This window comes from Microbispora amethystogenes (genome assembly GCF_016863015.1).
Classification (GTDB): domain Bacteria; phylum Actinomycetota; class Actinomycetes; order Streptosporangiales; family Streptosporangiaceae; genus Microbispora; species Microbispora amethystogenes.
In genome coordinates, this window is the sequence record NZ_BOOB01000027.1 from 62802 (window position 1) to 83454 (window position 20653).

General features: G+C 70.5%; 22 protein-coding genes. 4 read left to right on the forward strand and 18 right to left on the reverse strand.

All coding sequences use genetic code 11. The features are described from left to right. Positions 1-111 precede the first annotated feature (111 nt). Positions 112-1413, forward strand: a complete 1302-nt coding sequence (locus Mam01_RS18975; RefSeq protein WP_204286617.1) for a DivIVA domain-containing protein — start codon at positions 112-114, stop codon at positions 1411-1413. Positions 1414-1578: 165 nt separating this feature from the next. Here the strand turns inward: Mam01_RS18975 and Mam01_RS18980 are convergent, their stop codons facing one another. The 3 genes from Mam01_RS18980 to Mam01_RS18990 form a co-directional block, all read right to left on the reverse strand. Beyond that, positions 1579-2349 carry an alpha/beta fold hydrolase gene (locus Mam01_RS18980; protein ID WP_204286618.1) on the reverse strand — a complete coding sequence of 257 codons (771 nt, stop codon included), beginning with the start codon at positions 2347-2349 and terminating at the stop codon, positions 1579-1581. A gap of 97 nt (positions 2350-2446) precedes the next feature. After that, positions 2447-3151 carry an alpha/beta hydrolase gene (locus Mam01_RS18985; RefSeq protein WP_150939427.1) on the reverse strand — a complete coding sequence of 235 codons (705 nt, stop codon included), beginning with the start codon at positions 3149-3151 and terminating at the stop codon, positions 2447-2449. Between the two features lie 21 nt (positions 3152-3172). Further along, on the reverse strand, positions 3173-3490 hold the full coding sequence (locus Mam01_RS18990; protein ID WP_191910433.1) for an Rv1322 family protein: 318 nt from the start codon (positions 3488-3490) through the stop codon (positions 3173-3175). Positions 3491-3695: 205 nt separating this feature from the next. Here Mam01_RS18990 and nucS point away from each other — a divergent pair, with 205 nt between their 5' ends. The 3 genes from nucS to Mam01_RS19005 all read left to right on the forward strand — a co-directional run bounded on the left by nucS (position 3696) and on the right by Mam01_RS19005 (position 6047). Further along, positions 3696-4370, forward strand: a complete 675-nt coding sequence (gene nucS / locus Mam01_RS18995; RefSeq protein WP_204286619.1) for an endonuclease NucS — start codon at positions 3696-3698, stop codon at positions 4368-4370. Between the two features lie 439 nt (positions 4371-4809). After that, positions 4810-5418, forward strand: coding sequence for a TetR/AcrR family transcriptional regulator (locus Mam01_RS19000; protein WP_204286620.1), 609 nt, complete (start codon positions 4810-4812; stop codon positions 5416-5418). Positions 5419-5447: 29 nt separating this feature from the next. Beyond that, positions 5448-6047 carry a cob(I)yrinic acid a,c-diamide adenosyltransferase gene (locus Mam01_RS19005; RefSeq protein ID WP_204286621.1) on the forward strand — a complete coding sequence of 200 codons (600 nt, stop codon included), beginning with the start codon at positions 5448-5450 and terminating at the stop codon, positions 6045-6047. A gap of 152 nt (positions 6048-6199) precedes the next feature. Here Mam01_RS19005 and Mam01_RS19010 read toward each other — a convergent pair whose 3' ends face one another. The 15 genes from Mam01_RS19010 to Mam01_RS19080 all read right to left on the reverse strand — a co-directional run bounded on the left by Mam01_RS19010 (position 6200) and on the right by Mam01_RS19080 (position 20653). Then, entirely contained in the window at positions 6200-6631 is a 432-nt protein-coding gene (locus Mam01_RS19010; protein ID WP_204286622.1) for a DUF2550 family protein, read from the reverse strand. A gap of 19 nt (positions 6632-6650) precedes the next feature. Continuing rightward, entirely contained in the window at positions 6651-7052 is a 402-nt protein-coding gene (locus Mam01_RS19015; RefSeq protein ID WP_150939435.1) for a F0F1 ATP synthase subunit epsilon, read from the reverse strand. A 71-nt stretch (positions 7053-7123) separates the two neighbouring features. Beyond that, the gene (gene atpD / locus Mam01_RS19020; RefSeq protein WP_204286623.1) at positions 7124-8551 is read right to left on the reverse strand and encodes a F0F1 ATP synthase subunit beta; all 1428 of its coding nucleotides are present in this window, start codon (positions 8549-8551) and stop codon (positions 7124-7126) included. 1 nt (position 8552) lies between these two features. Further along, complete coding sequence (locus Mam01_RS19025; protein WP_204286624.1) at positions 8553-9452, reverse strand: F0F1 ATP synthase subunit gamma; 900 nt, start codon at positions 9450-9452, stop codon at positions 8553-8555. Between the two features lie 3 nt (positions 9453-9455). Continuing rightward, a complete protein-coding gene (atpA, locus tag Mam01_RS19030) occupies positions 9456-11105 on the reverse strand; it encodes a F0F1 ATP synthase subunit alpha (protein ID WP_204286625.1) in 1650 nt (549 codons plus the stop codon). A 24-nt stretch (positions 11106-11129) separates the two neighbouring features. Beyond that, entirely contained in the window at positions 11130-11939 is an 810-nt protein-coding gene (locus Mam01_RS19035; RefSeq protein ID WP_204286626.1) for a F0F1 ATP synthase subunit delta, read from the reverse strand. Continuing rightward, positions 11939-12487 carry a F0F1 ATP synthase subunit B gene (locus tag Mam01_RS19040; protein ID WP_204286627.1) on the reverse strand — a complete coding sequence of 183 codons (549 nt, stop codon included), beginning with the start codon at positions 12485-12487 and terminating at the stop codon, positions 11939-11941. Before Mam01_RS19040 ends, Mam01_RS19035 begins: the two co-directional genes overlap by 1 nt. A gap of 26 nt (positions 12488-12513) precedes the next feature. Continuing rightward, complete coding sequence (gene atpE / locus Mam01_RS19045; RefSeq protein ID WP_036327412.1) at positions 12514-12747, reverse strand: ATP synthase F0 subunit C; 234 nt, start codon at positions 12745-12747, stop codon at positions 12514-12516. 112 nt (positions 12748-12859) lie between these two features. Then, positions 12860-13651 carry a F0F1 ATP synthase subunit A gene (gene atpB / locus Mam01_RS19050; RefSeq protein WP_204286628.1) on the reverse strand — a complete coding sequence of 264 codons (792 nt, stop codon included), beginning with the start codon at positions 13649-13651 and terminating at the stop codon, positions 12860-12862. Positions 13652-13784: 133 nt separating this feature from the next. Beyond that, the gene (locus Mam01_RS19055; protein WP_204286629.1) at positions 13785-14000 is read right to left on the reverse strand and encodes a hypothetical protein; all 216 of its coding nucleotides are present in this window, start codon (positions 13998-14000) and stop codon (positions 13785-13787) included. Positions 14001-14062: 62 nt separating this feature from the next. Beyond that, positions 14063-14485: a Cg1360 family ATP-synthase-associated protein gene (locus Mam01_RS19060; RefSeq protein WP_204286630.1), complete on the reverse strand. Its 423-nt coding sequence runs from the start codon at positions 14483-14485 to the stop codon at positions 14063-14065. Between the two features lie 146 nt (positions 14486-14631). After that, positions 14632-16143, reverse strand: coding sequence for an MraY family glycosyltransferase (locus tag Mam01_RS19065; RefSeq protein WP_204286631.1), 1512 nt, complete (start codon positions 16141-16143; stop codon positions 14632-14634). Positions 16144-16521: 378 nt separating this feature from the next. Then, positions 16522-16911: a hypothetical protein gene (locus Mam01_RS19070; RefSeq protein ID WP_204286632.1), complete on the reverse strand. Its 390-nt coding sequence runs from the start codon at positions 16909-16911 to the stop codon at positions 16522-16524. 142 nt (positions 16912-17053) lie between these two features. Then, the gene (locus tag Mam01_RS19075) at positions 17054-19861 is read right to left on the reverse strand and encodes a hypothetical protein (RefSeq protein ID WP_204286633.1); all 2808 of its coding nucleotides are present in this window, start codon (positions 19859-19861) and stop codon (positions 17054-17056) included. A gap of 144 nt (positions 19862-20005) precedes the next feature. Next, positions 20006-20653 (reverse strand): L-threonylcarbamoyladenylate synthase, encoded by a 648-nt coding sequence (locus tag Mam01_RS19080; RefSeq protein ID WP_204286634.1) that lies wholly within the window; start codon positions 20651-20653, stop codon positions 20006-20008.

Sequence of the window (20653 nt, forward strand, 5' to 3'; positions counted from 1 at the left end):
GAGTACGCTGGCGTTCATCACCGGACGTGGATGCCAATGCCGGCTCCTCGCCTCGGAACCGACCCCCCCGTCCGGCCCCTGTAGCCGTCTCGACAACCAGGATCGAGCCTCATGCAGTCCGACATCGACGCCCAGCTCAACAACTTCTTCGAGGATGCCCCTTCCCGCGAATTCGACGTGGTGCTCCGGGGTTATGACCGGCACCAGGTCCACGACCACCTGAAGACGCTCGACACCGAACTGCGTCAGGCCAAGGAGCAGGTCAGCGGGCTTCAGCGGGAGCTCTCCGACTCCCAGCGCCAGCTCCAGGAGCAGGAGCGCCCCACCTACTCGGGTCTCGGCGCCCGCATCGAGCAGCTGCTGCGGCTGGCGGAGGAGCAGGCCACCGAGCTGGTGCAGGCGGCCAGGTCGGAGGCGAACGAGATCCGCGCCGCCGCCAAGGTGGACGCCGCAGACCTGCGGGCGGCGGCGGAGAACGAGGCGGCGGAGAAGCGGGCGCTGGCCACTCGCGAGGTCGAGGAGATGCGCAGCACCGCCGACCGCGACGCCGAGGAGATCCGCTCCACCGCGCGGCGCGAGTCCGACGAGCTGACCGCGACGACCGAGCGCGAGGTCGCCAAGATCCGCGCCACCGCCGACCACGAGGTCGCCGAGAAGCGGGCCGACGCCGAGCGGGAGATCGCCAAGCTGCGCACCACGACCGAGCGCGAGGTCGCCCAGCTGCGGGCGTCGACCAAGCGCGAGCGCGACGAGGTGCTCACCACGGCCAAGCGCCAGGCGGACGAGATGCGGGCACAGGCGCAGCGGATCCTCGAGGAGTCGGAGGCCAAGCGGGCCCAGGACGAGGCGGAGTTCGAGATCCAGCTCGCCGCCCGGCGCGAGGACGCCGAGCGCCAGGAGGCCGAGCGGCACGCCACCGCCCAAGCCAACACCCAGAAGCTGGTCGCCGAGGCCGAGCAGCGCGCCGCCACCGCCGAGCAGCGGGCCGCAAAGGCCACGCAGCAGGCCGAGCAGACCCGCCGCGAGGCCGACACCCACGCCAAGCAGCTGCTGGCCAACGCGCGCAAGAACGCCGACCAGCTCGTGGCGGAGGCCAAGACCAGCGCCGACACGATAGTGACCGACGCCAAGAACGAGGCCGAGCGCACCCGAACGGCGATGCAGCGCCAGGTGGACGAGCTCACCCGCCAGCGCGACAGCATCACGAGCCACCTCGCCCAGCTCCGTCAGCTGCTCGGCGGCGCCCCGCTGCCGGGCATGGAGGCCGAGCCGGCCCCGGTCACCGCGGCCCCGGCGAAGCCCGCCCTGTCGGCCGCTCCGCCCATCGCGGACAAGCCGGTCGTGTCCGCCGCGCCGGCGGAGCCGATCAGCTCGACCAAGCGCGACGACGACTCGGAGTGGTGGCAGGAGTAGATCACCGGCACATTCGGGGAGTCCGCCGAGGCCGTACGACGGCCGGGCGACAGTGACGGCTAGGAGCGGGGCCCGGCGATCATCGCCGGGCCCCGTTCCGCGTCACCAGGGCGTCACGCGATGGGAGTCACGCGCGGGCCGGGCTCTCACCCGAGCGGACGGCGATCAGGGCGCGAGGGATTTGACGAACTCGGCGACGACGCGGTTGAACGCCTCGGGCTGCTCGATGGCGGACAGGTGGCCCGCCTTCTCGATGACGGCGAGCCGCGCCTCAGGGACGGCCTCCGCCATCGCCCGCGCGTCCGCGAGCGGCGAGATCTCGTCCTCGTCGCCCACGACCACCAGCGCGGGCACCGTCAGGGACCGGAGCGTGCCGAACGCGTCGGGCCGGGCGGCCATCGCCCGCTGGGCCCAGGCGACCGCCGCGGGGGGCGCCGCCTGCATGAGCCCGCGGACCCTCCCGAGGACCATTCCCCTGCGCTCCCTGGTGGTCGCGCCGACCAGCGTGGGCAGCCCGTCGAGCAGGACGCCGGTGTCGCCCGCCAGGACGGCCGCGGCGATCCGCTCCCGGTTGGCCCGCACCGGCTCCGGGTCGGCCTGCGCCTTGGTGTCGGCGAGGATCACCCCGAGCACCCGCTCGGGATGGCGGCGGCACAGCGCCATGGTCACGTAGCCGCCCATCGACTGGCCGCCGACCACCGCGCGGTCGACGCCCTCCTCGTCGAGCAGCCGCACGACGTCGTCGGCCATCGCGTCGACCGAGGGCTCGTCGTCGCCGAGGAGCGTGCCGCCGAAGCCGCGCAGGTCAGGAGTGATCACGCGGCAGAAGGGCGCGAGTCCCTCCCGCTGGGCGAGCCACATCGCCGAGGACAGCGGAAACGCGTGGAGCAGGACGACAGGCAGGCCGCTTCCTGCGGATCGCGAGTAGAGCTGCATCAGCTCACGGTAACGCGCGGCACACCTCCGGCCGCCCTTCGTCACCGATTCGCGACCTGGCGCGACCACACGCCGCGGCGCACGCGCGGGCGGCGGGTCACACGGTGGTGGGCAGCGGCGCGGCGGCGGGGTTCAGGCGCTTGACGACCTCGTCGAGCACGACGCGCACGTACGGCTCGCCGACCCACAGGTGCTTGGCCCCCTCGACGCCGATGACCTCTGCCTGCGGCGCCGCGGCGAACCGCCGTGCGGCCTCCTCGGGGCGCAGGTAGTCGTCCAGCTCGGGAACCAGGGCCACCAGCGGGCGGCCGAACTCGCCCCAGGCGGCGACGTCCTCGTCCCCGGCCCGCTTCAGCGGCGGCGACAGCAGGATCGCGCCCCGTACGAGCGGGTCGCGGCCCCACCGCAACGCGAGTTCGGTGCCGAACGACCAGCCGAGCAGCCACGGGTTCGGCAGGTCGTGAAAGTCGGCGTACTCCAGGGCGGCGGCCACGTCCCACCGCTCCCCCTCGCCCTCGTCGAACGCCCCCTGCGAGGTGCCCCGGTCGGAGGTCGTGCCGCGCGTGTTGAAGCGCAGCACGGCGATGCCGGCGAGCGCGGGCAGCCGGTACGACGCCTTGCGCAGCACGTGGCTGTCCATCATGCCGCCGTGGGTGGGCAGGGGGTGCAGGCAGACCAGCGTGGCCGCGGGCGGCCCGGTCTCGGGCAGCGCCAGCTCGCCGACGAGGGTCAGCCCGTCCGCCGTGTGCAGCTCGATGTCCTCGCGCCGGGCAGGCAGCACCGTGGAGGCCCTGATGTCCATTCCCACCTCGTATACGTCGTGTCAGTAGCGGCTGCGGCCCGGGCCCCGGTTGACCCGGTTGCGCCAGCACGCGGTGTGCCAGTGCCGCCGCTCGTCCTCTCCCCCGGACCACGCCGGCCAGCTCACCACGTGCGGCAGCCCCGGCGTGATCTCCTGCTCGCAGCCCGGGCACCGGTACGCCTTGCCCTGGGTGGCCCCGGAGACGTTGCGCACAACCCATTCCCCGTCCGGCGCGCTCTCCACGCGGTCCACGCCCGAGACCGAAGCGCCGACCGGGCGTGCCGCACGGCCGTCCGGGCGTTCGAACGGGCCGCGGCGGCGGGCACGGCGGGGGCTCACGACGGGCGTCCTTCCGGGGAGTTCATGTCAGGCGGAACGGGAGATCCCGCCCCATTCTTCCAGCACCGGTTCGCCTTCGTACGCCGGGATGCTCGTCACACCGGTCAGGCCCGGCGGCGGGGCGGTCACGCGAACACGTCGCGCTCCGGTGGACAGTGCCGCAGAACGGCTCCGGCTCTCCGGAAGCCCGATAGGGTTGACGCTCATGCGGCTGGTCATCGCGCGGTGCAGCGTCGATTACGTGGGACGGCTGACGGCTCACCTTCCCATGGCGCCCCGGCTCATCCTGATGAAGGCGGACGGCAGCGTGTCCATCCACGCCGACGACCGGGCGTTCAAGCCACTGAACTGGATGAACCCGCCCTGCAAGGTCCGCGAGGAGACGATCGACGGCGTCCTCACCTGGTCGGTGGTGCACGGCAAGACCGGCGAGAAGCTGGTGCTGACCATCGAGGAGGTCATGCACGACTCCAGCCACGAGCTCGGCGTCGATCCGGGGCTGCGCAAGGACGGCGTCGAGGCGCACCTGCAGGAGCTGCTGGCCGAGCACATCACCACGCTCGGGGACGGCTGGACGCTGGTGCGCCGGGAGTACATGACCGCCATCGGGCCGGTGGACATCCTCTGCCGCGACCATCTCGGCGGTGCGGTGGCGGTGGAGATCAAGCGGCGCGGCGACATCGACGGCGTGGAGCAGCTCACCCGCTATCTCGAACTGCTCAACCGCGACCCTCGCCTGGCGCCCGTGAAGGGAATCTTCGCCGCCCAGGAGATCAAGCCGCAGGCGCGCGTGCTCGCCGCCGACCGCGGCATCGACTGCGTCACGCTCGACTACGACGGCCTGCGCGGCATCGAGCCGGAGAACCCCACGCTTTTCTAGACTCTTTCTAGAGCCTCCCTAGACCCTTTCCAGCGAACCGGGGAGACCGGTGCCAGGATCCTCCGCGCCCACACCCCGGCTCGCCCCGGGCCTGGTCGCCCCAGGTAGGAGGGGTGGAGGGCGCGCGAAGGGCCCGGTCTCGGAACGCATCCCCGCACGGCACGCGGCGGGCCTCGGCCGCCGCTCGCCGCCGTGCTGACGACCGCCTCGCCCCTGCGCGGCCCGAAATCGCAGATGCAATTGCATCTGTACCGGTTCACACCTATTGCTAATAGTCGTGATGATTGATGCTTATGTCAAGCCATTCGGCCGGTTTAGCATGTTCCTAAATCAGCTAATTCCCAGCACTTCCACTAAAAGGATCTTGCGTTCATAATGGGGAGTTCTGGGGGACTATGAGAGCGCGAGGTGAAGAGTGGCGGGACGGGACTATCGGGGGATGTCGGCTGCCGAAAGGCTGGCAGACAGGCGGGAACGGCTCATAACAGCCGCCTACTCCTTGTTCGCTCACCCCGGCTTCCACTCCACCACCATCGAGCGGCTCTGCGCGACCGCGCGTATCTCCAACCGCGCCTTCTACGAATGCTTCTCCAGCCGCGAGGACCTGATGCGGGCGGTTTATGACCGGTGCATCGAGGAGACTCTGGCCTCGGTGGGCGAGGCCATCGAGAAGGCCCCGCCCACGCTCGACGACCGCATCGTCGCGGGCATCGCCGAGTATGTCCGCTTCGTCACCGCGGACACGCGGCGCGCCCGGGTGATGCACCTGGAGGTACGGCGGGCCGGCAACGTGCTGAGCGGGGCCCGGCAGCAGGCCGTGGCCGCCTTCACCAAAATCATCGAGAGCTCGGCGCGGGGCGCGGGCCGCACGCCTCCCCTGGACCTCCACCTGCTGGCGCTCGGGCTGATCGGCGCGATCACCGAGTTGCTGATCGAGTGGGTGCTGAGCGACCCCGCCCCGCCCACCGACGAGCTCGTGGAGGCCTGCGTGTTCATCTTCCGCCGCACCTTCGCGGCGGACGGAACCCAGACGGCCTCCGCTTACTGAGGCGGCGGACGGCGGCTACGCTGAGCGGCATGACCCGAGCCGACAACGACAGTCCGGTCGTCCTGTCCAAGATCTACACCCGTACGGGAGACGACGGCACGACCTCCCTCGGCGACATGAGCCGCACCCGCAAGACCGATGCCCGCCTGGCCGCGTACGCCGACGTCGAGGAGGCCAACGCGGCGATCGGGGTCGCCCTGTCCACCGGCGGCCTGCCGCAGGACGTGGTGGCGGTGCTGGGCAGGGTGCAGAACGAGTTGTTCGACGTGGGCGCGGACCTGTGCAATCCCGTCGCGGATGATCCCGCGGGGATCGAGTACGTTCCGCTGCGGGTGGAGGAGTCCTACATCGCCTGGCTCGAAGAGCAGTGCGACCGGTTCAACGCGACCCTCAAGCCGCTGCGCAGCTTCATCCTGCCCGGCGGGGCCCCCGCCACGGCCTTCCTCCACCTCGCCCGCACGGTCGTCCGCCGGGCCGAGCGGATGGCCTGGGCGGCGCTGGAGGCGCACGACGACGTCAATCCCCTGACCGCCAAGTATCTGAACCGCCTGTCGGACCTGATGTTCATCCTGTGCCGGGTGGCCTCCGCCGGCGACGACGTCCTCTGGAAGCCCGGCGCCACCCGCTGAGAACAATCGAGGGGCGCGCCGCCGATCTGGACTGAGGAGCCGCGCGGGAGCGAAGCGACCAAGCGGCGACGAGGGCTGTCCCTGCTGGCGCGCCTTCGGCACGACCCGGCGGGTGTGAGCGCCCCGAGCGCGGTGCCGAAGGCACCGCAATTCTACGCGGCGTCGAGGTGGGCGCTGGGCGGGGCGGATTCGAGCCAGGCGAGGAAGCCGGTCAGGGCGTCCTCGCTCATCGCCAGGCACAGCGGGCCGGCCATGACGGGCCGGGTGGCGCTGGCGGCCGAGCGGTCCGCCGAGCAGACGACGGTCCAGTAGCCGGCGGGCCCCTCACCCGAGCCGAGCATCCTCCGGCTGGAAACTGTGAGGCCGCGCCTCGCGATCGCGTGGCGCGGCCTCAGGCCGAGTCCCAGGAACGGGATCCAGTGCAGTTCTCCCCCTACGTAGCGGGCGACCCCGCTTTTCCAGCCTCCCCGGCGGTCGCGTACCCGGCACACGATCGTGCCCCGGGCCCGGGCCAGGGCGAAGCCCCGGAGGACGAGGAGTGCGAGCACGGCGACAACGCCCGTGAGAACCTCAAGCGCCGCCACTGCCGCCTCCTCTGCCGTATCAGACCTCTTCGCCGGCCGCCCGCAGCCGGGCAGCCGCGCGCCTGGCCTTGTGCCGCGCGTCCGCGTCCTCCTGGTCGGCCTCGATCGAGGCCTGCGCACGCTGCAACGCGTCCTTGGCCCGTGCGACGTCGACCTCGGAGCCGAGCTCGGCCTTCTCCGCCAGGATCGACACGTCGTTGTTGGCGACGGAGATGAACCCGCCGTGCACCGCCGCGACGAGGTCGGCGCCGCCGTCACGCTTGACGCGCAGCACCCCGCCCTCGACGAGGACACCGAGCACAGGAGCGTGTTCCGGCATAATACCGATCTCGCCGTCCACGGTCTTGGCAATGACCATGTCGGCCTCGCCCGTCCAGAGCTCACGTTCCGGCGAGACGACGCCCACGCGAAGCTTTGCCACTTCTCAGCTCCCTTTCGACGGACGCCCGCACGGCCCGGCGGAAGCCGGGCCGTGCAGGCGCCGAAGGTGTCCTAGCGCTCGAGTTCCTTCGCCTTGGCGATGGCCTGCTCGATGCCACCGACCATGAAGAAGGCCTGCTCGGGCAGGTGGTCGTACTCGCCGGCGCACAGCCCCTTGAAGGAGGCGATGGTCTCGTCCAGCGGGACGAACTCGCCCGGCTGGCCGGTGAACGCCTCGGCGGCGTACATCGGGTGGGACAGGAACCGCTCGATGCGGCGCGCCCGCTGAACGGTGACCCTGTCCTCTTCGGAAAGTTCGTCGATGCCCAGGATGGCGATGATGTCCTGCAGTTCCTTGTACTTCTGCAGGATCCGCTTGGTCTCCTGGGCGACCGCGTAGTGCTCGTCACCGATGATCTGCGGGTCGAGGATCCGCGAGGAGGAGTCGAGCGGGTCCACCGCGGGGTAGATGCCCTTCTCCGAGATCGGCCGGGACAGAACGGTCTGCGCGTCGAGGTGCGCGAACGCGTTGTGCGGGGCCGGGTCGGTGATGTCGTCCGCGGGCACGTAGATCGCCTGCATGGAGGTGATCGAGTGACCGCGGGTGGAGGTGATGCGCTCCTGGAGCACGCCCATCTCGTCGGCGAGGGTCGGCTGGTAACCCACGGCGGACGGCATACGGCCGAGCAGCGTGGAGACCTCCGAGCCCGCCTGGGTGAAGCGGAAGATGTTGTCGATGAACAGCAGCACGTCCTGCTTCTGCACGTCGCGGAAGTACTCCGCCATGGTCAGAGCCGACAGCGCCACCCGCAGACGGGTGCCCGGGGGCTCGTCCATCTGGCCGAAGACGAGGGCGGTGTCCTTGAGGACGTCCGCCTCCTCCATCTCCAGCCACAGGTCGTTGCCCTCACGGGTGCGCTCGCCGACGCCCGCGAACACCGAGGTGCCCGAGAACTTCAGCGCGACGCGGCGGATCATCTCCTGGATCAGAACGGTCTTGCCGACGCCCGCGCCGCCGAACAGACCGATCTTGCCGCCCTTCACGTACGGCGTGAGCAGGTCGATGACCTTGATGCCGGTGGGCAGCATCTCCGTACGGGCCTCGAGCTGGTCGAAGGCCGGGGCCGGACGGTGGATCGGCCACCGCTCGCTGACCTGGATGGAGGCCTTGTCCGCGTCGAGCGGCTCGCCGAGGGCGTTCCACACGTGGCCCTTGACGGAATCGCCGACGGGCACCGAGATGGCGACGCCCGTGTCGGTGACCGCCGCGCCGCGGACCAGGCCGTCGGTGGGCTGCATGGAGATGGCCCGGACGATGTTGTCGCCGAGGTGCTGGGCGACCTCCATCGTCAGGGTCTTGGTCTCGCCGGCGAGAGCGACGTCGACGGTGAGGGCGTTGTAGATGTCCGGCATGGCCTCGACGGGGAACTCCACGTCGACGACCGGACCGGTGACGCGGGCGACACGGCCCACGGTGGTCTCAACAGTCTGTGCGGTCATTTCACTCTTTCCCCGCTGCGGCGTCAGCCAGCGCGTTCGCGCCACCGACGATCTCGCTGATTTCCTGGGTGATCTCGGCCTGGCGCGCCTGGTTCATCTGCTGGGTGAACACGCGGATGAGTTCGTTGGCGTTGTCGGTGGCCGACTTCATCGCACGGCGCCGGGCGGCGTGCTCGGACGCGGCCGACTGGAGCAGCGCGTTGTAGATACGCGACTCGATGTACCGCGGCAGCAGCGTGTCGAGCACATCACCGGCCGTCGGCTCGAACTCGTAGTACGGCGGGATGCCCTCCGAGGGCGTCTCCGTCTCCTCGACCTCGAGCGGCAGGATCCGCTTGACGATCACGTTCTGCGTCAACATCGAGACGAACCCGGTGTAGACGACGTGGATCTCGTCGATCCCGTCCTCCACCTTGAACGACTCGATGAGCGCGTCGGCGATCTCCTTGGCGTCGGCGTACGACGGTTTGTCGGAGAAGCCGTCCCACTCGCCGAACATCTCCCGGCTGCGGAAGCGGTGCCAGGTGAGGCCCTTGCGGCCCACGACGTACGGCTTCACGGTCAGGCCGCGGCCGGTCAGGTGGCCCTTCAGCGCCTCGGCCTCACGGAGGATGTTGGCGTTGTAGCCGCCCGCGAAGCCGCGGTCGCTGGTGACGATCAGGACGCCCGCGCTGGCGGGCCGCTCCTTGGCCACCGTGAGCGGGTGGTCGACGCCCGCGGTGTGCGTCAGGACCGCCGACACCGCGTGAGTGATCTCCCGCTCGTACGGCACGGCCGCCTGCATCCGCTGCTGCGCCTTGACGATGCGCGACGAGGCGATCAGCTCCTGCGCGCGGGTGATCTTCGCGGTGGACTTGACCGACCTGATCCGCCGCCGCAGCAGTCTCAGCTGGGCACCCATGGGCTACTTCGCCTCGGCCTTGCGGACGTGCCTGACGACCTTCTCCTGGCCGACCTGGCTGGCGTCCAGCGCCTCCACCGGCTCATCCCGGACGAGCAGCTCGCCACTGGAGGTGGTGAAGCCCTTCTTGAACTCCGTGATGGCGTCCTTGAGAGCGGTCACCGTGTCGTCCGCCAGCTCCCGGGTCTCCCGGATGCTGTCGAAGACGCCCTTCTGGGCGGACCCGAGGTAGTCGAGGAACTCGGCCTCGAAGCGCCGGACGTCCTCGATCGGCACGTCGTCGAGCTCGCCGGTGGTGCCGGCCCAGACCGAGACGACCTGCTTCTCGACCGGGAACGGGCTGTACTGCGGCTGCTTCAGCAGCTCGACCAGGCGGGCGCCACGCTCCAGCTGGGCGCGGGAGGCCGCGTCCAGGTCGGAGGCGAAGGCCGCGAAGGCCTCCAGGTCGCGGTACTGCGACAGCGACAGGCGGAGCGTGCCGGCCACCTTGCGCATCGCCTTGACCTGGGCGGAGCCGCCGACTCGGGAGACCGAGACACCGACGTTGATCGCCGGGCGGACACCGGCGTTGAACAGGTCGGTCTCCAGGAAGCACTGGCCGTCGGTGATGGAGATGACGTTGGTCGGGATGAACGCCGACACGTCGTTGCCCTTGGTCTCGATGATCGGCAGACCGGTCATCGAGCCGCCGCCCATGTCGGCCGAGAGCTTGGCGCAGCGCTCCAGCAGACGCGAGTGGAGGTAGAAGACGTCGCCGGGGAACGCCTCACGGCCCGGCGGACGGCGCAGCAGCAGCGACACGGCGCGGTAGGCGTCGGCCTGCTTGGTCAGGTCGTCGAAGACGATCAGCACGTGCTTGCCCTGGTACATCCAGTGCTGGCCGAGGGCCGAACCGGTGTACGGGGCGATGTACTTGTAGCCCGCCGGGTCGGACGCGGGAGCGGCGACGATGGTGGTGTACTCCATCGCGCCCGCCTCCTCCAGACGCCCGCGGACCTGGGCGATCGTGGAGCCCTTCTGGCCGACGGCGACGTAGATGCAGCGAACCTGGCGGTTCGGGTCGCCGGAGAGCCAGTTCTCCTTCTGGTTGAGGATCGTGTCGACCGCGATCGCGGTCTTGCCGGTGCCGCGGTCGCCGATGATCAGCTGGCGCTGGCCGCGGCCGATCGGCGTCATGGCGTCGATCGCCTTGAGGCCGGTCTGCAGCGGCTCCTTCACCGGCTGGCGCTGGACGACCGAGGGGGCCTGCAGCTCCAGGGCGCGGCGCGCCTCGGCCTGGATCGCGCCCTTGCCGTCGAGAGGGTTGCCCAGGGGGTCGACCACCCGGCCGAGGAAGTCGTCGCCCACCGGCACCGACAGGACCTCGCCGGTCCGCCGGACCTGCTGGCCCTCCTCGATGCCGCTGAAGTCGCCCAGGACGACCGCGCCGATCTCGCGCACGTCGAGGTTCAGCGCCAGGCCGCGGGTGCCGTTCTCGAACTCCAGCAGCTCGTTCGCCATCGCCGAGGGCAGACCGGAGACATGGGCGATGCCGTCGCCGGCGTCGACGACGGTCCCGATCTCCTCGCGCGCTGCACCTTCCGGCTCGTACGCCTGGACGAAGCGCTCAAGGGCGTCCCGGATCTCGTCCGGCCGGATCGTAAGCTCCGCCATCTCTTTCTTGTCTCCCTATTCGCCTCAGCCGGCCAACCGGCGGCGGACTTCTTCGATACGTCCGGCGATCGTGGTGTCGATGTAGTCGTCTCCGACCCTCACGGAGAACCCACCGAGCACCTTCGGGTCCACCTCGACGTTCAGGTGGACGTCTCGCCCGTAGGTGACTCGCAGCCAGGCCGCGAGCCGCTGCTTCTGCTGCTGCGTGAGCGGGACCGCGCTGCGGACCACGCCGACGAGGCGCTCGCGCGACCGCGCGACGATCCAGCCGAACTGCTCCAGCGCCGTCTCCAGGCTACGTCCTCGCGGGTGCACAACCGCCTGCGTGACGAGCCGTACGGTGGAGGGCGCGGCCTTTCCGCCGAGCAGCGTGGCGAGCAGTCCGCTCTTGCGCTCGGCCGGGATGGCCGGGTCGCTGAGCGCGCGGCGCAGCTGCGGGTTGGCGGCGAGGATGCGGCCGAAGCGGAACAGCTCGTCCTCGACGTCGTCGAGGCGGCGCTCCGACTCGGCCTCGGCTGCGGCGGACATCACGCCGACGCGCTCCAGGGCGTCCGGCAGGTCGCCGGCCCTGGACCACCTGGCGCTGACGGCGGCCGCCGCGATCTCCGCGGTGGCGTCGCCGACCTTGCCCGCCAGCAGGGAGCGCAGCACGCTCTCCTTCTGCCCAGCCGGACGGGAGGCGTCCGAGAGCCCCCGCCGCAGCCCGTGCTCACGGTCGAACAGGTCGGCGACGGCGAACAGCTCCTCGGCGAGGGCACCGAGGTCGGCGGCCGCGGCGGCGGTGTTGAACCGCTCCTCGACCTCCGCGAGGGCGGTCCTGCTGAGGCCGCGCATCAGCGGACCGCCTCCGGACGCGCCTCGATCTCCTCGAGGAACCGGTCGACGACGCGGCGCTGGCGGGCCTCGTCCTCCAGCGACTCGCCGACGATCCGGCTCGCCAGCTCGGTGGACAGGCGCCCGATCTCACCGCGCAGCTGGGTCAGCGCCTGCTGGCGGTCGGCCTCGATCTGCGCGTGGGCGGTCTCGATGATGCGCCGCGCCTCGGTCTGGGCCTCCTCGCGGAGCTCCGCCTTGATCGCGGCGCCCTGCTCGCGGGCCTCCTCGCGCAGGCGGGCCGCCTCCTGGCGGGCCTCCGCGAGCTGGGCCCGGTACTGCTCCAGAGTGCGCTGGGCTTCGGCCTGGGCGTCCTCGGCCTTCTTGATGCCGCCCTCGATAGCCTCGGTCCGCTCGGCCAGCGTCTTCTGGATGCGCGGGGTGAGGATCTTTCCGACGACAATGAAGACGACGAGGAAGGCGAAGCTGCCGACGACCAGTTCGTAGGCGTGCGGGATGAGCGGATTCTCCGCTCCCTCGGCCGCGAGGACCGTAGCTGCCAGAGTCATGGGGTGCAGCCTTCCTTATGGTCGTCTTACTTGATGCCCTGGAAGATGAACGGCGCGACGAGGCCGATGAGAGCCAGCGCCTCGGTGAGGACGAAGCCGAGGAGCATGTTCTGGCGGATGAGTCCGTACGCCTCCGGCTGGCGCGCGATGGCCTGCACGCCCTGACCGAAGATGATGCCCACGCCGATGCCGGGGCCGATGGCGGCAAGGCCGTAACCGATGGCGGTGACGTTGCCGGAGACCTCAGCGAGAACGCTCATTGCTTGATTCCTTTACTGGTCGGCCGGTGAGTGGTTCACCGGTCTGGTCTACGTCAGTGGGGACTCGATGTTCTGGGATGCGCGCTGCCTGGTGCCCAGCGCTCTGTGGTGCTCAGTGCTCGGGGTGCAGCGAGCCGCCGATGTACATGGCGGCGAGCAGCGTGAAGAGGAACGCCTGCAGGAACTGGATGAACATCTCGAAGCCGGTCATCACGATCGCCATGATCACGCCGACCAGGCCGAGTCCCGCGCCGAGAGGCGTCAGCTTCTCAAAGAGGAACCAGAAACCGACGGCGCTGAAGAACGCCAGGATCATGTGGCCCGCGAACATGTTCGCGAAGAGTCGGACGGCGTGCGTGAACGGCGCCAGGATCAGGTTCGACACGAGCTCGAGCGGGGACAACAGCAAGTAAATCGGCTTCGGCAGTCCCGGCGGGAACATCATGTTCTTGAAGTAGCCGCCCAGGCCCTGGTGCTTGATGCCGAGGTAGATCTTGATCACGTAGACCACGACCGCGAACACGATCGCGAACGCGATGTGCGAGGGCACCGGGACCTGGATCAGCGGGACGACGCCGAAGAGGTTCCACAACAGGATGAGGAAGAACATGCTGAGGAGCATCGGCATCCACCGCTCGGCGTCCTTGCCGAGGAAGGGGCGGGCGACCTGGTCACGAACGAACTGGTAGCCCATCTCGCCGACGTTCTGCATTCCCCGGGGCACGAGCTTGGGATTGGCGAAGGCGCTCCACGCGAGCGCGCAGACCAGGATGGCGCCGATCAGGGCGAACACCACAGGCTTGGTCAGCCAGGCCGGCGCGCCGTCGTACAGCGGCGGGAAATCAAAGATGGACGGCCCCGGCGCCTGGAAGTTGTCCTCGGCGACGAGCACAAGGGGGGTCACCTGGTCACCTCGCCTACCCGCTTGGGGCCGAATGCCCGAAGCATGTGCTTGTTCGTCCGTTCGCTACGCTCGCGCACGGGCGTTCCCTTCAGAGTGATCGATCGACAGAAGAGCGTGGGAACCGGGCCGGTTCTCAGCGGCAGTGCTTCCAATAGACGAGGTAGCCCGCGAGTACGACCCCAACAATGACGCCTATGGGGATGAACGCGTAAACGCCGGTCCACCGGCTCAGCAACCAGCCGAGGCCGCCCCACACCAGAATCCCGGACAGCAGATAGCTCGGGACGGACCAGGCGGCGTCGGCGAAGTCGCGGCCGTCGGTCTCGGGCCTGCGCTCCTGTTCGCTCATCGCGCCACGACGATAGCAGGAGCCATGCGGACTAGTCATATCGGGCTGCCCCGTACGCATGGTCATCCGCGACCCTGCCCGGGAACCTTGGTCTCAGGCTCCACGTAAAGCATCTTGAGTTTCATGAATCCGCGCATCTCACCGGCGGTCCACGCGAGCGTGCAGCAGATGACGCTCAGCGCGAACAGGCGGGAGTCGAACGCGGTGACGCCGTCGAAGGCGAACATCAGGGCCATGACCGCGAGGATCTTGACGACGTAGCCCACCACTGCTGCCGTCATCATCGCCATGGGCGAGACCCGGCCGGCCCAGGAGACGACGACCAGGCCGACGGTGAAGAAGGCGGCGACGAGGACGAGACCGATGCCGGCGCCCAGAGCACCCTGCGCACCGGTCGCGACCGCCGCGACGACGACGGCGACGAGACCGACGATCAAGGTCGGCACGGCGGCGCCCTTGAGCACGCGCACGTCGTTGGCCTGCATCGGAACTCCAGGATCGGTTGTCAAACGAGCGATTGCTACCTGCCGGGGCGTCGTGTGCCTGGCCCCTTGCTAGTGAAAGCTATCACAAGCCTCGGAGTGCCACCTTTACCTGGCGTTTCTGCTGGTGCGGGCGCGCCGGGCCTGGCTCAGCGGAAGGTTTGCGCGTCCGTGCGGGAGGTCGTGGGCGGGATGGCTCCGGCGCCCGAGGGGCCCTGTCCGGGGTAGGGATTCCGGCCGTTCGCCGGAAGCCTCCCGGGCGCGGCCTGCCCCGGCACGACGGGGGACGCCTGGCCCGGGGCCACCTGACCTGCTCCGCCCTGGTTCGGGCTGGCCTGGTTCGGGCCGGCGGGAGCGGTCTGCCCGGGCGCGCCGGACGCGTGCCGCCCGGGAGTCAGGGGCGGAGCCGGCGGTGGGACGACGGGGTAGACGAGCGTGTCGTGCTCGGAGGTCATGGGGCGGGCGGGGCGTGGAGGGCTAACCGGGCCGGTGGGGCTGGCCGCGGCGGCGGCCGCGTGCGCGCCGGCCTTCTGGTCGCGCGCCAGGGTGCGGCGCGACCGCCACCGCGGCAGGCCCATGATGACCAGCACCGCCACCGCGAACACGATCGTCAGCGGGAACACGACGACCCCCACGCCGACGATCGACAGGCCGACGATCGTGAAGGCGAACAGGAACGTCCACGCGTACATGATCAGGACGCTGCGCCGGTGGGAGTGGCCGATGTCGAGCATCCGGTGGTGCAGGTGGCCGCGGTCGGGGGCGAACGGCGACAGCCCTGCCGACGTGCGGCGGACGACCGCCATTATCAGGTCGGCGAGGGGCAGGACCACGACGGCGATCGGCAGCACGAGCGGAAGGATCACCGGGAACTTGTTGATCTTTCCGGCGATCGCGTCCGGCTCGACCGACGACAGGATCGTGATCATCGAGGTGGCCAGCAGCAGGCCGATCAGCATCGCCCCGGTGTCACCCATGAAGATCTTGGCGGGGTGGAAGTTGTGCGGCAGGAAACCGGCGCACATCCCGATGAGGATCGCCGCGATGGCGGCCGTTCCGTTGATCCGCGAACCGCTCGCGGTCTGCTGGAGCACGATCGAGTAGGCGAAGGTCGCCGCGGCCGCGATCCCGACGATGCCCGCCGCCAGGCCGTCGAGGCCGTCGACGAAGTTCACCGCGTTGATCACGACGACCACGATCATGATCGTGAGGATCGTGTACAGGGTGGTGTCGAGCGCCTGCGACCCGCCCATGAACTGCGGCAGCGGGAGCCACTGGAGATACATGCCGAACTTGACGAGCACGGCTCCGGCCGCGACCTGGCCGCCGAACTTGACCAGCGCGTCCATGCCGAGCCAGTCGTCCAGGAAGCCGGTGACGACGATCAGGCCGCCGGCCGCCAGGAGGGCGAGCACCGTGTTGCCCGTCTGACCGCTGTCGAACGCGCCGCCGACGTACGGGAGGTTGGTCGCCACCAGCAGCGCCGCCGCCATCCCGCCGAACATCGCCAGGCCGCCCAGTCGTGGGGTGGGCACCTTGTGCACGTCCCGCTCCCGCACCTCGGGTGCGGCGCCGATGCGCAACGCGAACACCCGGACCGGCGGCACGAGCAGATACGTCACCGCTGCCGCCACGAGTGCCAAGAGGAGATATTCCCGCACGGACCTAGTTTCCTGGATAGGCGGTTCAGTTGTGACGGGCAAAAGACGCAGATCGCCCTATCCCTGGGGATATGCCGGATGCGCCGCGGTCAGCCCCTTTACCCGTTCGAGAACTGACGGTATCGCACCCAGCCGCCCAATGGCCCGGACGACGAGAGACCCGATCTCCTCCATTCCGGACGCGCCCATGCCTTCGGCGCCGCGTGAGAGGCAGCCGGACCCTGTCCCGAAGGGCGCCCGGGGGCGCCCTGTGGGCACCGGGAGGCACCAGGGGGCGCGGTCACGGTTCCAGGCGTACGGCCCTGGCCGGTGCGGCGGTCCGCGGGCCGCCCGGCCACGTGACGGGTGCCGGCGGGTGCCCGGAGGCACCGGCGGGCGTCAGGACGTGAACGCGTGCGGCGCGCTGGTCTTGCCGGGAATCCAGCGCGGCGTGTCCGCCGCCTGGTCGCTGATCGCCGTGAGCACCGCCTGGCGGTACATGCCCAGCCTGCTGCGCCACTCCGCGACGTCCTGGACGTACCGGCCGGCGACGGGCGCGTCCCAGACGTCCCTGCTGCGCGCCATCTCGTACGGCTTGTCGAGGGACTTGGTGAGCTGGTCCAGCAGCGGGACCACCTGCAGCCACAGGTCCACGAGCTTCTGGTACTCCGGGTTGAACACCCAGTGCGTCGGCTGCCCGCCGGGCGAGAGCAGGTCGGTGCTCGACGGCGCCGGCGGGGTCTCGCCGGGCTGCAGCGGGGTCGGCGCCGGGGGGTCGGCGTAGCTCACGATCGCGCCTCCTGTGCGGGGCCGGCGGGAACGCCGGCGATGGTGATCGCATGCCCTGCGGCACGGTGCCCGATACGGTTCCGGGCAGGGGACCAGGCCGCGGTCCCCCCGCCCGGCGACAGCGTCGTTAGTGCTCGCACGGTCAGTTCTCCGGGGTCGGCGGACCGGGGTCGACGGCCTCGACGCCTCCGGGAGGCCCGTCGGGCTGGATCTTCCTCGCCGCCCAGTCGCCCTCGCCCCACTCCCCCTCCGGAACTCTGACGTCCGGCATGTCGTGGGGAGCGATGTCGCGGTGATGGTCGGCCAGCATCTGCAGCGCCGCGTCGTCGTGCAGGTGACGCGCCGGATAGGTGAGCACCTCGCCGGGCTGCGTGGAGGCGACCGTCCGCGGATCGGCCCACGAGGAGCCGTCGCCCTCCCTGGCCCCGGCGCCCGTGTCGTCCCGGCCGTTACCGGTCACGCCCGTCCCGCTGCCGTCTCCCCCGCCCGGCCCGTGTCCGCCCCATCCCTGGCCACCCGCCGCTCCGTGGTCCCCCGCTCCCCGGCCGCCGGCCCCATGACGATCCGCCGGACCGCAGTCCCCCGCTCCTTGGCCACCCGCCGTGCCCTGATCACCCGCACCGTGCGTTCCGTGACCGTTTCCGTGACCACTCGCCGAGCCGTGACCACCCGTCTCGCCCTGGCCGCCGCCGCCGGTCCAGCCGGTGACACCGTGGCCGGCCGTCACGCCATGCCCGCCCGCGCCGGCATGCATCGCGCCGCAGGTGCAGCCCGGCCCGCCGATGGCGCCCCCAGGCGCCGCGCCGCAGGTGCAGGACATGCCGTGGGTCGTGTCCGAGGTCCCGGCGGAAGGGGCTGTGTCCACCGGCCGCGTCACGTCAACCGTCACCGCACCGCCGCCCCTGCCCGGGTGATCGGCCAGGCCGCCCGTGGCCGTGCCTTTGCCCGGGTGATCGGCCAGACCGCCCGTGCCTGTGCCCGTGCCACTGGCCGTGCCGTGCGCGGCGCCGCCCGTGCCCGTGTGACCCCTCTCCACACCGTCCATCGCGACACTGGACGTCGTGCCGTGCGTCCCACCGCTGCCGGTGCTCGCATGACCGCTGCCCGTATGACCGTTGCCCGTGCCCGTATGACCGCTGCCCGTGCTCGGGTGATCGGCCAAGCCGCCTGTGCCTGTGCCCGTGCCACTGGCCGTGCCGGTCGCGGTACCGGTGCCCGAATGATCGGTCAGGCCGCCGGTGCCTGTGCCCGTGCCACCGGCCGTGCCGGTCGCGGTACCGGTGCCGGCGCCTGCCGGACCGTTGTCCGGCCTGTTCATCTCGAGCCTGTTCATCTCGAGGCTCGCCGTCGTGCCGTTCGTCGCCCCGCTACCGGTGTCGGCGTAACTGGTGTCGGCGTAGCTGGTGGCCGCGTTGTACGTCACAGGCTGGCCCGTGCTCGCGGTGTGGGTCGACACCGTGCCGTGGCTGTCGGGGGTCCCCGGAACCGAGGTCGCGGTGCCCGCCGCGTACGGATCCTCCGTGGCATTGTCGGCAGGTGTCCCGACATAGTCGCCCTCGGGATCACCGGGCGCGAGCCCGGTGTGCGACGCCTGGTTCGCCGTCTGGCCCGTGCTCGCGGTGTGGGTCGTCACCGCGCCGTGACTGTCGGGAGTCCCCGGAACCGAGGTCGCGGTGCCCGCCGCGTACGGATCCTCCGTGGCATTGTCGGCAGGTGTCCCGACATAGTCGCCCTCGGGATCACCGGGCGCGAGCCCGGTGTGCGAGGCCTGGTTCGCCGTCTGGTTGCTCGGTTCGAGCGGATTGACGTACCCGGGCGCCCCGTTCGGGTGCGGACCGGTCCCGTTCGCCGTCTGCTGGGCGTGGGTTGCCGCGCTCCCCGCGTCGGGCTGGTTCAGGGGGGTGGCGACGACCCTGACCCCGTCGACCGTCATCTCCTGCCGGCCGGCCCTCTGGTCGATGTCGTCCGGATGGTCCTTGCCCGGGGTGTCGATGATCTGCGAGTCGTCGCGGACGCCGGCCGGCTGCTCGGCCACCGGCTTCGACGCGTCCGGCGTTCCCTGCGCATGACCCTGGCCCTGGGTCTGGCCGACACCCGCGGGCTGCTCGGTCACCGGCTTCGACGCCTCCGGCACCCCCTGCGCATGACCCTGGCCCTGGGGCTGGCCGACGCCGGCCGGCTCTCCGAGACCGGAGTCGCCCGTGTCGGTGACGTCGACGGGCCGGACGGGATGGATTACCTGGGCCGCGTCCTGTGCGGGCCGCATCTGGGGAAGCTCGCCCGTCGCCGTGCCGTGCGTCTTCTCCGCGGGCTTCGCCCCGGCCGAGCCGCTGCCTTCCGTGGCGGAGCGATGCGCTCCGTCGGACGCGCTGTGCACCTGGTGAGAGCTCTCGCCCTTCGCCGACCCGCCGGAGTCTCCCGAGCCGTGGCCGCTCGGCGAGGTGCGGACCGGGTGCTCCTTCTCGTGGACCTGCTTGTCCCCGGGCTGCGTGGCCGTGCTCTCCGCCCCGCCGGCCGCCGTCCCGTGCTTCGCGGCGGGTTTGTGGTCGGCCTTCTGGTCGGCCTTGTGCTCAGTCTTGTGGTCGGCCTTGTGATCGGCCTTGTGATCGGCCTTGTCTCCGTGCGAGTCGGACTTCGGCGCCGGGTCGTCCGCCGGCGCGGTGATGTCCTTCTCCTGCGTGTAGGCGGCGCCGTTGACCGTGGGCGCCTTGCCGGTGCTCTGCTTCTCCTTCTTCTCCAGCAGCTCAAGCCGGCCGGTGACGTCCTTGACGAGGGTTGAGCAGGCGTCGGCGACCTGTGACGGCCGGTGCGTCACGTGCACGGACACGCCCGCGTTGCGCGTCAGCTGGGTGACGCGGGCCTCGATGGTGCCCATCTGGTTCGCTGCGTGCTGAACTTGCGACAGCAGCTCACGGACGAGCTTCGGATCCATCCCGTCAAGCTTGGCCATGGACGCGCCTCCACAGAGATATCGGCGCACTTCACGGTAGCCGGGGTGACTTCAGTAAAGAAGACCGATAGCCAGACGGCATTGATCGTCCTGCTCAGAGCCGCGATCACATCTCACATCGTGAGACGTATAACCGGAGCGCGGTCACTCCTCCGTCGCGAGATACCCCACCAGGTTCCGGATCTTGTCCGTGGGGATCGCGCCCGTGCGCAGCACCCGGGGCACGGCGGTGGTCAGGTCGACGATCGTGGAGGGGACGTTGTCGTCGCAGGCGCCGCCGTCCAGGTAGACGGCCACCGACTCCCCAAGCTGCTCCTGGGCCTGGTCCACCGTCTTGGCGGGAGGATTGCCGGTCCGGTTGGCGCTGGAGACCGCCATCGGACCGGTCTCCTTGAGGAGGTCCAGCGCGACCGGATGGAGCGGCATGCGGACGGCGACCGTCCCCTTGCTGTCGCCGAGGTCCCACGACAGCGACCGGTTGGCCCTCAGGATGAGCGTGAGCGGCCCGGGCCAGAAGGTGTCCACCAGGTCCTGCCCGTACGTCCCGAGACTCTCCACGAGCGCGTTGGCGGCCCGCACGGTGCCCACGAGAACAGGGAGGGGCGTGTCCCTGCCCCGCCCCTTCGCCTCCATCAGCATGTTGACCGCGGAGGCGGTGAAGGCGTCGGCGCCGATCCCGTAGACCGTGTCGGTGGGAAGCACCACGAGTTCGCCCTTGCGTACGGCAGAGGCGGCATCGGTCAGACCACCGGTTCGCTCGTCCTGGTTCGCACAGTCATACCGTCGGCTCAC

Bases quoted from the DNA above. Each gene is read 5' to 3' on its own strand.
- Mam01_RS18975 (WP_204286617.1), top strand. From the start codon at position 112: ATGCAGTCCGACATCGACGCCCAGCTCAACAACTTCTTCGAGGATGCC.
- Mam01_RS18980 (WP_204286618.1), bottom strand. From the start codon at position 2,349: ATGCAGCTCTACTCGCGATCCGCAGGAAGCGGCCTGCCTGTCGTCCTG.
- Mam01_RS18985 (WP_150939427.1), bottom strand. From the start codon at position 3,151: ATGGACATCAGGGCCTCCACGGTGCTGCCTGCCCGGCGCGAGGACATC.
- nucS (WP_204286619.1), top strand. From the start codon at position 3,696: ATGCGGCTGGTCATCGCGCGGTGCAGCGTCGATTACGTGGGACGGCTG.
- Mam01_RS19000 (WP_204286620.1), top strand. From the start codon at position 4,810: ATGTCGGCTGCCGAAAGGCTGGCAGACAGGCGGGAACGGCTCATAACA.
- Mam01_RS19005 (WP_204286621.1), top strand. From the start codon at position 5,448: ATGACCCGAGCCGACAACGACAGTCCGGTCGTCCTGTCCAAGATCTAC.
- atpD (WP_204286623.1), bottom strand. From the start codon at position 8,551: ATGACCGCACAGACTGTTGAGACCACCGTGGGCCGTGTCGCCCGCGTC.
- Mam01_RS19025 (WP_204286624.1), bottom strand. From the start codon at position 9,452: ATGGGTGCCCAGCTGAGACTGCTGCGGCGGCGGATCAGGTCGGTCAAG.
- atpA (WP_204286625.1), bottom strand. From the start codon at position 11,105: ATGGCGGAGCTTACGATCCGGCCGGACGAGATCCGGGACGCCCTTGAG.
- Mam01_RS19035 (WP_204286626.1), bottom strand. From the start codon at position 11,939: ATGCGCGGCCTCAGCAGGACCGCCCTCGCGGAGGTCGAGGAGCGGTTC.
- Mam01_RS19040 (WP_204286627.1), bottom strand. From the start codon at position 12,487: ATGACTCTGGCAGCTACGGTCCTCGCGGCCGAGGGAGCGGAGAATCCG.
- atpE (WP_036327412.1), bottom strand. From the start codon at position 12,747: ATGAGCGTTCTCGCTGAGGTCTCCGGCAACGTCACCGCCATCGGTTAC.
- Mam01_RS19055 (WP_204286629.1), bottom strand. From the start codon at position 14,000: ATGAGCGAACAGGAGCGCAGGCCCGAGACCGACGGCCGCGACTTCGCC.
- Mam01_RS19060 (WP_204286630.1), bottom strand. From the start codon at position 14,485: ATGCAGGCCAACGACGTGCGCGTGCTCAAGGGCGCCGCCGTGCCGACC.
- Mam01_RS19075 (WP_204286633.1), bottom strand. From the start codon at position 19,861: ATGGCCAAGCTTGACGGGATGGATCCGAAGCTCGTCCGTGAGCTGCTG.